The organism is Cryobacterium sp. MDB2-A-1 (assembly GCF_004402675.1).
Lineage (GTDB): Bacteria > Actinomycetota > Actinomycetes > Actinomycetales > Microbacteriaceae > Cryobacterium > Cryobacterium glucosi.
The window spans coordinates 413332-425583 of the sequence record NZ_SOFK01000028.1 but is presented as its reverse complement, the minus strand read 5'-3'; the positions used below and the strand labels follow the sequence as shown (position 1 = coordinate 425583).

Annotated in this window: 9 protein-coding genes; 5 read left to right on the top strand and 4 right to left on the bottom strand. The window is 69.8% G+C overall.

What is annotated here, in order from left to right:
- The first annotated feature begins 273 nt into the window (after positions 1-273).
- Positions 274-873, top strand: a complete 600-nt coding sequence (locus E3O39_RS11250; RefSeq protein ID WP_241985049.1) for a vitamin K epoxide reductase family protein — start codon at positions 274-276, stop codon at positions 871-873.
- Between the two features lie 116 nt (positions 874-989).
- Here the strand turns inward: E3O39_RS11250 and ndk are convergent, their stop codons facing one another.
- The 4 genes from ndk to ileS are packed head-to-tail and all read right to left on the bottom strand — an operon-like array spanning position 990 to position 6637.
- Complete coding sequence (gene ndk, locus E3O39_RS11245; protein ID WP_134447922.1) at positions 990-1412, bottom strand: nucleoside-diphosphate kinase; 423 nt, start codon at positions 1410-1412, stop codon at positions 990-992.
- Positions 1409-1768 (bottom strand): DUF4233 domain-containing protein, encoded by a 360-nt coding sequence (locus tag E3O39_RS11240; RefSeq protein WP_134447920.1) that lies wholly within the window; start codon positions 1766-1768, stop codon positions 1409-1411. Before E3O39_RS11240 ends, ndk begins: the two co-directional genes overlap by 4 nt.
- On the bottom strand, positions 1765-3150 hold the full coding sequence (locus E3O39_RS11235; RefSeq protein WP_241985048.1) for a folylpolyglutamate synthase/dihydrofolate synthase family protein: 1386 nt from the start codon (positions 3148-3150) through the stop codon (positions 1765-1767). The genes E3O39_RS11240 and E3O39_RS11235 overlap by 4 nt, the downstream gene beginning before the upstream one ends.
- A complete protein-coding gene (gene ileS, locus E3O39_RS11230) occupies positions 3143-6637 on the bottom strand; it encodes an isoleucine--tRNA ligase (protein WP_134448108.1) in 3495 nt (1164 codons plus the stop codon). The genes E3O39_RS11235 and ileS overlap by 8 nt, the downstream gene beginning before the upstream one ends.
- 329 nt (positions 6638-6966) lie before the next feature.
- On the opposite strand from ileS, the gene E3O39_RS11225 reads away from it, so the two are divergent.
- From E3O39_RS11225 to E3O39_RS11210, 4 genes are all read left to right on the top strand, one after another.
- Positions 6967-8619 (top strand): ABC transporter substrate-binding protein, encoded by a 1653-nt coding sequence (locus E3O39_RS11225; protein WP_134447918.1) that lies wholly within the window; start codon positions 6967-6969, stop codon positions 8617-8619.
- 77 nt (positions 8620-8696) lie between these two features.
- Positions 8697-9608, top strand: a complete 912-nt coding sequence (locus tag E3O39_RS11220; protein WP_134448106.1) for an ABC transporter permease — start codon at positions 8697-8699, stop codon at positions 9606-9608.
- Positions 9605-10501 (top strand): ABC transporter permease, encoded by an 897-nt coding sequence (locus E3O39_RS19310; protein ID WP_134447916.1) that lies wholly within the window; start codon positions 9605-9607, stop codon positions 10499-10501. The genes E3O39_RS11220 and E3O39_RS19310 overlap by 4 nt, the downstream gene beginning before the upstream one ends.
- Positions 10498-12201: an ABC transporter ATP-binding protein gene (locus E3O39_RS11210; protein ID WP_198413426.1), complete on the top strand. Its 1704-nt coding sequence runs from the start codon at positions 10498-10500 to the stop codon at positions 12199-12201. Before E3O39_RS19310 ends, E3O39_RS11210 begins: the two co-directional genes overlap by 4 nt.
- Positions 12202-12252 lie beyond the last annotated feature (51 nt).

Below are 12252 nucleotides of genomic sequence, written 5' to 3'. Positions count from 1 at the left end.
TGCGCTCCTTGACCGTTTTGGGCGACCGCGCCACCCATCCGGCTACTCTCTCGTGCGAGAAAAACGCTTGCGCGTTCACCTCGGGAATCCTCTTCGTTCGCAACCGGCTCTTGGCTCTGGCTGCTAATACCTTTGGTCGTGGGACCAATGAATCTGGGCTGTTACGGCCCATTAAGCCTTCTCTGGCTGTGCTTGAGCGCGGCCCAAGCATCCGTGTTGATTATCGCATGTATTGTTCAGGATCGAGTGCGAGGCGCATGACATAATCCTGAGGTGCAACAGACCGAGCAATCCAGGCGCCCCACCGGGCTCGCCATCTTCATGATCATCGGGGGTGCGATCGCCCTCGCGGCGGCCTTCGCGCTGACCCTGGACAAGATCGCCATCCTCGAGGATCCGCAGGCGCAGCTCTCCTGCAACTTCAGCGTGCTCGTCGGCTGCAGCACCAACCTCGGTTCCTGGCAGGGTGCGCTGTTCGGTTTCCCGAACCCGTTGATCGGACTCATCGCCTGGACGGTCGTCATCACGATCGGCGCCGCGATCCTCGCTGGCGCCCGGTTCGCCCGCTGGTTCTGGATCGGACTGAACGTCGGCGTGGCGCTCGCGCTCGTCTTCGTGATCTGGCTGATGGGCCAGAGCTTCTTCGTGCTCGACGTGCTCTGCCCGTGGTGCATGGTGACCTGGGTCGTCACGATCCCGATGTTCCTGGCCGTGACCCTCTACAACCTCAGGACGGGCACCCTCCCGGTTCCGGCCGGGGTGCGGCGCTTCGCCGCCGGCGCCTCCTCGTGGATCGTCGTCATCACGATCGGCTGCTACCTCGTGGCCGCAACGGTCGCCCAGCTCAAGATGGACTTCCTGCACCGCCTCTAGCACTGCACCGCCTCCAGCCGGGCGGATGCCGACCGTCGCCTTAACCGCAGAGTGTCGCCGTTCCTCCGCCTGGTTTCGGCGGGGACGGCGACACTCGGCGCGACGGGGCTGCAGTTCTAGTCGAACCAGAGCGCCAGTTCGCGGGACGCGGACTCTGGCGAGTCTGAACCGTGCACGAGGTTCTGCTGGACCTTGGAACCCCAGTCGCGGCCGAGGTCGCCGCGGATCGTGCCGGGTGCTGCGGTCGTGGGATCGGTCGTGCCCGCGAGGGAGCGGAAGCCCTCGATGACGCGTTCGCCGGCGATGCGGATCGCGAGGATCGGCCCGCTCTCCATGAACTCGACGAGGGGCTCGAAGAAGGGCTTGCCCGCGTGCTCCGCGTAGTGCTCGGCGAGAAGCGAACGGTCGGCCTGCACGAGCTTGATGTCGACGAGGGAGTATCCCTTCTGCTCGATGCGTCGCAGGATCTCTCCGGAGAGGTTGCGTGCGACGCCGTCGGGCTTCACCAGGACGAGGGTTTCTTGGACCGGGGTACTCATGAGTTCTCCTTGTTGTTGTCTAGTCTCGAGCCGGTGACCATGCAGTATGCCCACATGCCGGTGAACAGTGCGCCGACGATGAACATGACCGGGTTGACGAACCCGGTCAGGACGATGATGGCCTGGACGATCCAGCCGATCGCGTATGACCAGTTGTAGCGGAGCAGGCCGATCGTCGCGACCATGACGAGGCAGAGCAGTGCTCCCCCGCCGAGGGCGAGCCAGGCCGGCAACGAGCCGAGCCCGAAGAGCAGCAGCGCCGCGAGGAACACGATGATCGTCTCGAAGCCGAGCACGATCGACGCGAGCGACTCGCGCACAGAACGGTTCCGCCGCGAACGCGGGGCGTCGGTCATTTCTTGAGCCACTCCCTGGCTACGGCGAGCGACAGGGCCTCGCCGACCAGGGTGATCGAACCGGTGACGATCACGCCGCGACGTGGGGCGTCTGCGGCCCAGGTCCTCGCGGCGTCGAGGGCGTCGGCGACGTCGTCGAAGCGGCTGACGGCATCCTCGTCCGTTCCGGCCGCGACGATGTCGGCGAGGTCGTCGACGGGGATCGCCCGGTCGGACTGGGACTGGGTGACGTGGAACCGGGTCACGACGGGAGCGAGCGCCGCGACGATGCCCGCTGCGTCCTTGTCGGCGAGGATCCCGATCACGGCGACGACCTCATCGAAGTGGAAGTAGGTGCCGAGTGCCTCGGCGAGGGCGCCGGCCCCGTGCGGGTTGTGCGCGGCATCCACGAGCACGGTCGGTTCGATGCCGATCAGCTGCAGCCGCCCGGGTGAGGTCGCGGTCGCGAGCCCCTCCGTGAGGATGTCGTGGTCGAGCGGGCGGGTGCCCGCGCCGAGGAAGGACTCGACGGCGGCGATCGCGACGGCAGCGTTGTGCGCCTGGTGGGTGCCGTACATCGGCAGGAACAGGTCGGGGTATGTCGCGGCGAGGCCGCGCACCGTGATGAGCTGCCCGCCGACGCCGACCTGGCTGTCGAGCAGGGCGAACTCCTCCCCCTCGCTCGCGAGGGTCGATTCGGTCAGTTCGACGGCGCGTTCCAGTTCGGCCTGCACGGTCTCGGCCTGCCGGGCGCTGATGACGGATGCCGCAGGCTTGATGATCCCTGCCTTGGTGCGGGCGATCTCCGCGACGGTGCTTCCGAGCCGCTTGGTGTGATCGAGCGCGACCGGGGTGACGACGGCGACGAGGCCGTCGGCCACGTTTGTGGAGTCCCATTCGCCGCCCATGCCGACCTCGATCACGGCGACATCGACGGGAGCGTCCGCGAAGCAGGCGAAGGCGAGCACGGTGAGGGCTTCGAAGAAAGTGAGCGGCTCCTCGTTCTTCGCACCGAGTTCGGCGTCCACCATCGCGAGGTACGGCTGGATGTCCTCCCAGTTCGCGGCGAGGGCGCGGTCGCTGATCGGTTCCCCGTCGATCACGATCCGTTCGTTGAGGCGGACCAGGTGCGGGCTCGTCATCATGCCGGTGCGCAGTCCGTACGCGCGCAGGATGCTCTCGGTGATCCGGCTCGTGCTGGTCTTCCCGTTGGTGCCCGTGATGTGGATCACCGGGTAGGTGGCCTGCGGGTCGCCGAGCAGTTCGACGACCCGCCGGGTCGGGGCGAGCCGCGGTCGTGGAGCGGCTTCGCCGACCCGGTCGAGGAGGGCTGCGAAGACGGCCTCTCCCGCGTCGCGGTACTCGTCGTCTTCGGGCAGGTTCTGGTCCATCGAATCAGACATTCACGATTCCGTTCTCTCGGGCGACGGCGACGAGCACCGGCCCGCGGTTGGCGTAGTGGCCGGCCTCGAAGCGCACGTAGTGCTCGACGGGGGCCCCCGCGAGCTGTTCCAGCCACTCGGAGGGCACCGTGCCCGCGAGGATGGCCGGGTCGACCTCGGTCGGGGCGTGCGCGGCGAAGCGCACGGTGAGCGTTTCCGCGGCCACGTCGACTCCCGGCGCGAGGCGCAGGGTGTCGAGGTCGGCCTGGTCGAAGAAGACGAGGTCGAGGCGGATCCGGTCCGCGACGAAGAATCCGGCCGACTTGCGGGTGTCCTGCACGGCGCGGATCAGGTCGCGGGCGAAGCCCTCGGCCTCGAGCTCCGGCGTGGTCACGGTGTCGAGCAGCACGAAGCCGCCGCCCTGGAGCAGCGCGAGGGCGGGTCCGGTCTGCTCGACGGCCGCGGATGCCGCGTCGGCGTTGCTCGCCCCTGTGCCAGCCTGCAGCACGAGTTCGTATTCGCCGGCCTCGAGCGCGATGCCGCCTGCGGTCACGATCCCGTCGGTTTCGCTCCAGTCGCCGCTGCGCGCGGCCTTGATCGCGGCCTGCACCTGCTTGCCGAGCCGGGGCCCGGCCGCGCGGGCGTTGACGGTGAGCCGGGAGGTGATGCCGTAGTTCGCCGCGCTGTCCTCGGCGAGTTCGACGAGGTTCACGCTCTTCACGTTGAGCTCGTCGCGCAGGATCGCCTCGAACGGGGCGAGTGCCGCCGTTTCGGTCGTGACGACGGTGAGCTGCGCGAGCGGCAGCCGCACGCGCAGGCCCGCCTGCTTGCGCAGCGAGAGCACGGTGGAGCTGATCGTGCGGATCTGGTCCATCGCGGTGACGAGCCCGTGGTCCGACGGGAAGAGGCCGGCGTCCGGCCAGTCCGTCAGGTGCACGCTGCGGCCAGCGGTCAATCCCTGCCAGATCCGCTCGGTGACGAGCGGCAGAAGCGGCGCGGCGACCCGGCAGACGGTCTCGAGCACGGTGTACAGGGTGTCGAAGGCTTCCGTGGCCGTACCGCCGGCGACGGCGCCGGTCCAGAAGCGGTCCCGGGAGCGCCGCACGTACCAGTTGGTCAGCACGTCGGCGAAGTCGCGGAGGCGGGCGGTCGCCTGGGTCGAATCGAGCGCCTCGAGGTCGCTCGTGACGTCGACGATGAGGTCGCGGGTCTTCGCGAGCAGGTACCGGTCGAGCACGTCGGTCGAGTCGGTGCGCCAGACGGCGTCGTAGCCGTACTCCCCCGAGGCGTTGGCGTAGAGCGAGAAGAAGTACCAGGTGCTCCAGAGCGGCAGCATCACCTGGCGGGTGGCCTCCCGGATGCCCTCCTCCGTGACGATGAGGTTGCCGCCGCGCAGTACGGAGGAGCTCATCAGGAACCAGCGCATCGCGTCGCTTCCATCGCGGTCGAAGACCTCGAAGACGTCGGGGTAGTTGCGCAGCGACTTCGACATCTTCTGGCCGTCGTTGCCGAGCACGATGCCGTGGCTCACGACGTTGGTGAACGCCGGCCGGTCGAAGAGAGCGGTCGAGAGCACGTGCAGCAGGTAGAACCAGCCGCGGGTCTGGCCGATGTACTCGACGATGAAGTCGGCGGGGTTGTGGGTGTCGAACCAGTCGCGGTTCTCGAAGGGGTAGTGCACGGCCGCGAACGGCATCGACCCGGAGTCGAACCAGACGTCGAGCACGTCGGTGATCCGGCGCATCGTGGAAGCCCCGGTGGGGTCGTCCGGGTTCGGCCGGGTGAGCTCGTCGATGTACGGGCGGTGCAGGTCGGTCGGGCGCACCCCGAAGTCGGCTTCGAGCTCGTCGAGCGAGCCGTAGACATCCGTGCGGGGGTAGTTCGGGTCGTCGCTCTTCCAGACCGGGATCGGCGAGCCCCAGTACCGGTTGCGGCTGATCGACCAGTCGCGGGCGTTGCCGATCCACTTGCCGAACTGGCCGTCCTTGACGTTCTCCGGCACCCAGGTGACGTCCTGGTTGAGTTCGACCATGCGGTCGCGGAACTCGGTGACGCGCACGAACCAGCTCGACACCGCCTTGTAGATCAGCGGGTTGCGGCAGCGCCAGCAGTGCGGGTACGAGTGCTCGTAGCTGGCCTGGCGCAGCAGCCGGCCCTCGGCCTTGAGCATCTGGGTGAGCGGCTTGTTCGCGTCTGACCACAGCAGGCCGGCGACCTCCGGCACGTCGGCGAGGAACTTGCCGCCCTCGTCGAGGGAGATGATCACGGGGATGCCGGCGGCCTCGCAGGCCTTCTGGTCCTCTTCGCCGTACGCGGGCGCCTGGTGCACGATGCCGGTGCCGTCTGCGGTCGTGACGTAGTCGGCGAGCAGGATCGTCCAGGCCTTCTGGGTGTTCCAGACGGATGCGTCGGCGTAGTAGTCGAAGAGACGGTCGTATGCGACACCCTCGAGTTCGCGTCCCGTGACCGTGCGCGCAACGGCCGCGGAGGCCTCCTCAGGCGTGTCGTAGCCGAGGTCCTTGGCGTAGTTGCCGACGAGGTCGATCGCGATCAGGTACTCGGCGCCGAGCACGGACACGTCCACGCGGGCGTCGTCGCTGCCGGTGACCGACTCCTCGCGGAGCACGGTCGCGTCTGGCGTGCCGTTCGGACCGGCCGGGACGACGGCGTAGACGATGTCCGGCCCGACGGCGAGGGCGAGGTTGGTCGGCAGGGTCCAGGGGGTCGTCGTCCACGCGAGGGCGCGCACCGCGGTGAGGCCGAGGGCTTCCGCCTTCGTGCCCACGAGCGGGAACGTCACGGTGACGGTCTGGTCCTGGCGCATCTTGTAGACGTCGGCGTCCATGCCGAGCTCGTGGTTGGAGAGCGGCGTCTGGTCGCGCCAGCAGTACGGAAGCACCCGGTAGCCCTCGTAGGCGAGGCCCTTGTCGTGCAGGGTCTTGAACGCCCAGATCACGGATTCCATGAAGGTGATGTCGAGTGTCTTGTAGTCGTTCTCGAAGTCGACCCAGCGGGCCTGGCGGTTGACGTAGCGCTGCCAGTCGTCGGTGTACTTGAGCACGGAGTCGCGGGCGACCTTGTTGAAGGCGGCGATGCCGAGCTTCTCGATGTCGGCCTTGTCGGTGATTCCGAGCTGCCGTTCGGCCTCGAGCTCGGCCGGGAGGCCGTGGGTGTCCCAGCCGAAGCGGCGGTGCACGAGCTTGCCGCGCATGGTCTGGAAGCGCGGGAACAGGTCCTTCGCGTAACCGGTGAGGAGGTGCCCGTAGTGCGGCACGCCGTTCGCGAAGGGTGGGCCGTCGTAGAAGACCCACTCCGGCTCATCCGCCCGGTTGTCGATCGACGCCTGGAAGGTGCCGTCGGCCGCCCAGTACGCGAGCACCTCTGTCTCGATCGCCGGGAAGTTCGGCGAGGGCACGATGGGGGTGGATGCGGCGAGCGCGGCCTGCTCGGGTGCTGCGGCCTGGTCGTCTGCTGCGGGGAAGGGCGGGGCTTTGGGGTACACGTGCATCTCCTGGACAAAAGGGGCCGACAGGCCCTGTTCCACGAGGACGCCGACTCCGGGAAGACTCGACGCGGTACCACCTCGCTTGCCGTCTTCGTGCTGTGACGACCGCTTGTTCAGAGGCTGTGACGGGCCCGACCCGTTCGGTTCTACCAGGGGTCCGCCTTGCGACGGTTCCCGTTCTTCCGAAGACTCACCGGTGATGGCCGGATCACTGTCATGCGAGCGCAATTCTATCCCGTCGGAGCGATACTTACGGGAATTTCGGGCCGGACCGTGATGTTTTACGATGGGACCCGGCCCGGCCCCGCTACGCCGAGAGAGATTCCTTCCCCATGCCCCCTCTGGTTCACCACTCACGCGTGCCGCGTTCGCTCGTCGCCGTCGCCACCCTCGCCCTGCTCCTGACCGGGTGTTCCGCATCCCCGCAGGCCACGGAGAGCACCGCTCCCGTCTCCGGCGGCACGCTCAACTACGCCTCCGGCGACGCCGAACCGACGTGCCTCGACCCGCACGTCGGCGGCAACTATCCGCAGGCCCTCGTCGGCACCCAGTTCCTCGAGTCGCTCGCCTCCCGCGACAGCGCAGGCACGATCATCCCGTGGCTCGCGTCGAGCTGGTCGCAGAGCGCCGACGGCCTCGCGTGGGACTTCACCCTCCGCGAGAACGTGACCTTCACCGACGGGACGCCCTTCGACGCGGCGGCCGTGCAGGCGAACATCGCGCACGTGCAGGACCCGAAGACGGGATCGTCGACCGGGTACCTCGCCGTGCGGAAGGTGGTGTCGACATCCGTCGTCTCCCCCACCGTGGTGCGCCTGACCCTGAGCGAACCAGACAGTGCCCTGCTCGAGTCACTCAGCCAGCCGTGGCTCGCGATGGAGTCGCCGACGGCGCTCGCCCGCAGCCAGGACGAGAACTGCGCGGCCCCGGTCGGGACCGGTCCGTTCACGGTCGCCTCCTGGGTCAAGCAGGACGCGATCACCCTCGTCAGGAACGACGCGTACACCTCCCCGCCTGCCGACGCCGCCCACACCGGGCCCGCCTACCTCGACTCCATCGTCTGGCGGTTCATCCCCGACTCGGCCTCCCGCTACGCCGCCCTGCAGTCCGGCGCCGTCGACGTGATCGACAACGCCCAGCCGGACACCATCGTGCAGGCCGGGAAGAGCAGCACCATCCGCCACCTCGACGCGCCCCGGCCTGGCGCATCCAACCGGATCGAGCTGAACTCGGGCAGGGCCCCGTTCAACGACCCGCTCGTGCGCGAGGCCTTCGTCCGTGCCTCCGACGTCGACTCCGCGGTTGCGAGCCTGTTCCAGGGCACGGCGACCCGCTCGTTCTCGGCGCTCTCGAGCATCGAGCCGCTCGGGGTGTCCCGGCCGGACCTGTTCGGCTACGACCCCGAGGCCGCCGCCACCCTTCTCGACGAGGCCGGCTGGACCGGTCGGGACTCCGACGGGTACCGCACGAAGGGCGGCGTGCGCCTGTCCGTCGTCTTCCCGGTGAGCACCAACCAGTCGATCCCGGCGGAGCAGTCCCTGTTCGAGCAGCTGCAGGCGACCGCGAAGGCCGTGGGCTTCGACGTGGTGCTCTCGCCGCTCGACCTGTCGGCCTGGTACACCGCCCTCGGTTCGAACTCCTATGATGCGGTGAGCGCGCCGTACACGAAGGTGGGCCCCGACGTGCTCCGCACCCTCTTCGACTCGGCCGGCATCGTGCCGGCCCCGAGCGGGTACTTCGCCAACCACGCCCAGGTCAACGACCCCGAGGTCGACGCCTGGCTGACCGAGGCCTCCCAGACGGCGGATGCACCCAAGCGCGCCGCACTGTACGCCCAGGCGCAGAACCGTGTCCTCGAGGGCTTCTACGTGCTGCCGCTGTACGACCAGCAGAACCATTACCTGCTCTCCTCCGTCGTCTCGGGCACCCGGGCGATGCCGACGGTGTCGACGCCCACGTTCTACGACGCGTGGCTGAACCGGTAACCGGAGCCCACCCGGCCGGCCTCTCCCGGCCGGCCGTACTGCGGCGCGCCCTGCCGCGTCGAGCCCTGCTGCGAGCGATGGCCCGGCTCGGCGGGGCCGTCCTCGTGCTCTGGCTCGTCGCGACCGTCACCTTCTTCGCGATGCGGCTCGTCCCCGGCGACCCGGCGGAGGCCGTGCTCGGCGGACCGGGATCGCAGACCTCGCCGGAAGCGCTCGCGGCGGTGCGGGCCCAGTACGGCCTCGACCAGCCGCTCCCTGTGCAGTACGTCGCCGAGCTCGGCCGCCTCGTCACGGGCGACCTCGGCCGTTCGTACGCGCTCCGCGTCCCCGTCGCGCCGCTCCTGCTCGGGCAGCTCGGTGGCACCCTGCTTCTCGCCGTGCTCTCCCTGCTGCTCGCGTGGCTGTTCGCGATCGGCCTCGCCCTGTTCTCCACCCGCGCAGGCCGCTGGGGGCGGATGCTCGGTTCCGGCCTCGAAATCGGCGCGGCCGCCCTGCCGCACTTCTGGCTCGCGAGCGCGCTCATCGTCGTGTTCAGCAGCTGGCTCGGCGTGCTGCCGCCGGTCAGCACCCCAGGCCCTGCCGGACTCGTGCTGCCCGTGCTGACCCTCGCCATCCCGCTCGCCGGTTTCCTCGGCCAGCTCATGCGGGAGTCGATGCTCACGGCGCTCGAAGCCCCGTTCGTCGTCTCCGCGCGGGCCAGGGGGGAAAGTGAGGGCGGCATCCGCCGGGTGCACGTGCTGCGGCACGCGAGCCTGCCCGGGATCAGCCTCTCCGGCTGGGCGTTCGGTTCGCTGATCAGCGGGGCCGTCGTCGTCGAGACGATCTTCGCCAGGCCGGGACTCGGCCGCACCCTGCTGAACGCCGTCACGGTGCGGGACGTGCCTGTCGTGATCGGTGTCGTGCTGTTCGTCGCCGCCGCTTACATCCTGATGACCCTTCTGACCGATGTCGCCCAGCGGATCGCCGACCCGAGGCTGCGGCGCGCATGAGCGACCTCGAGATCCAGGCCGGCCTCGCCGGGGCTGCGGCGCGGCGCCAGACGGGAAGGGGCCTCGGCACGAGGTTCGGCACGCGGTTCGGCGGTCGGGTCGGCCTCACCGAGGTCCTCGCCGCCGGTTTTGTGCTGTTCCTGCTCCTTGCCGCCTTCGCACCCGGCCTCGTGGCGCCGGGAGACCCGCTCGCGATCGACCCGCGCGCGGCGTTCCAGCCCCCCTCGTCGGCGCACTGGTTCGGCACGGACGAATCCGGGCGCGACGTCTACACCCGGGTCAGCCACGGCACCGGGGGCTCGCTCCAGATCGGCGTGGCGGCGACACTGATCGGCCTCGGCCTTGGGGCCGTGCTCGGGATCATCGCCGGCATGCTCGGTTCGATCGTGGACTTCACCGTGAACCGACTGCTCGAGGTCATGTTCGCGTTCCCCGGCCTGTTGCTCGCCCTGCTGTTCATCATGGTCTTCGGGCCGGGGCCGGCGACGGCGACCCTCGCCGTCGGTCTCGCGACCGCGCCCGGCTACGCACGCATCATCCGCGCCCAGCTCGTCTCCGTGCGATCCTCGGCCTTCGTCGAGGCCGCGACCGTTCTCGGTCGCAGCCGCACCCGGATCCTCGTGCGGCACATCCTCCCGAACACGCTCGCACCGCTCCTCGTGCTCGGCACCCTGGGCATCGGCCAGGCCATCATCTGGGCGGCGGCGCTCAGCTACCTCGGCCTCGGCGCCAAACCGCCCGCCGCGGAATGGGGCGCGATGCTCTCGGCCGGGCGCACCTACCTGAACACCGCCGTCTGGATGAGTTTCTTCCCCGGACTCTTCGTCGTGCTCACCGCGATCTCCGCGACCGTTCTCGGGCGCGCGATCGAGCGACGGCTGAGGCACGCGTGACGGGGGCGCGGGCGGATGCCGGCGCGCCGGCCCTGCTGGTCCGCGGGCTGAGCGTCGGTTTCGGAAGTAAACCCGGACGGGATCCCCTTGTCGACGACGTGTCGTTGGAGGTCGCTCCCGGGGAATGCCTCGCGATCGTCGGCGAATCCGGTTCGGGGAAGAGCCTCACGGCGCGCAGCCTGCTCGGCCTGGCCGGGACCGGATCGTGGCTGCACGCCGACGAGCTGAGCGTCGGCGGGACATCCGTGCTCGGTCTGAGCGAGAACGCCTGGCGGCGGAGGCGCGGCAGGGACGTGGGACTCGTGCTCCAGGACGCGCTCGTGTCGCTCGACCCGCTGCGGCCGATCGGGCGCGAGATCGGTGACACCCTGCGGCTGCACACGAACCTCTCTGCGGCCGCGCGGGCTCGCCGGGTGCTCGAGCTCCTCGCCGAGGTCGGGCTTCCCGACGGCGAGCTCCGGGCCGGCCAGCGTTCCGGTGAACTCTCCGGCGGCCAGCGCCAACGCGCCCTGATCGCATCGGCGATCGCGCTGCGGCCGCCCCTGCTCATCGCCGACGAACCGACGACGGCCCTCGACGTGACCGTGCAGGCCAGGATCCTCGACCTGTTCGAGGCTCTGCTGCACGCCGGGACGGCCCTCGTGCTGATCAGCCACGACCTCGCCGTCGTCAGCCGGATCGCCGACCGCGTCGCGGTGATGAGCGGCGGCCGGATCGTCGAGACCGGCACGACCCGCGCGCTCCTCGACGACCCTCGGCACGACGAGACCCGGCGGATGATCGCCGCGGTCCCGGCCGGGCAGCCCCGAGGAGCCCGGCTCTCGGCGCAGGACCGGCCGAACCGGCCGGCACCCGGTGTCGTTCCTGGGGCCGTTCCTGCTGCCGTTCCCGCGGTCGCCGATCGCGTCGTGCTCGAGGCTTCCGGGCTCGTCAAGAGCTTCCGGATGCCCGACCGGAGCCGGCTGTTCGCCGTCAACGACGTGTCCTTCACGCTCGACCGCGGCACGACGCTCGGCATCGTCGGTGAGTCCGGTTCGGGCAAGACCACGCTGGCCCGGCTGCTGCTCGCGCTCGAGTCCCCGGACGCCGGCGAGGTCCGGGTGCTCGGCGAGACCTGGACCGGGATCACCGAACGCGCCCGCCGACCGATGCGACCGGCGCTCGGCGCCGTCTACCAGGACGCCCTGGCCTCCTTCGACCCGCGGCTCACCGTCGGCGCCGTCCTCCGCGACGCCGCCGGTTCCGCGGACCGGTCGGTCGAGCTCCTCGACCGGGTCGGGCTCGGCGCGGCCGTGCTCGGCCGCCGCCCGCTCGAGCTCTCCGGCGGCCAACGACAGCGGGTCGGCATCGCGCGCGCCCTCGCGAAGCGGCCGCAGGTCCTGATCTGCGACGAACCGGTGTCCGCGCTCGACATGACCGTGCAGGCCCAGGTGCTCGACCTCCTCGACGAGCTGCAGCGCGACCTCGGCCTGAGTCTCGTGTTCATCTCGCACGACCTCGGCGTCGTGCAGCACGTCAGCGACCGGATCGTCGTCATCGAGAACGGATCGGCCGTCGAGACCGGCCCGACGGAGCAGGTCTTCGCCGCGCCGGCGCATCCGTACACCCGGCGCCTGCTCGACGCCGTGCCGCGCCTGCCCGCCCCCTGCCCCCCCCCCCCCGAATCGCCGGTGAACGGGGCATCGGGTAGGTTGGGTTAGGCCAATATTCAGGCACCTCACCGCAGACACGGTGCCGCAGACAGTGAATCG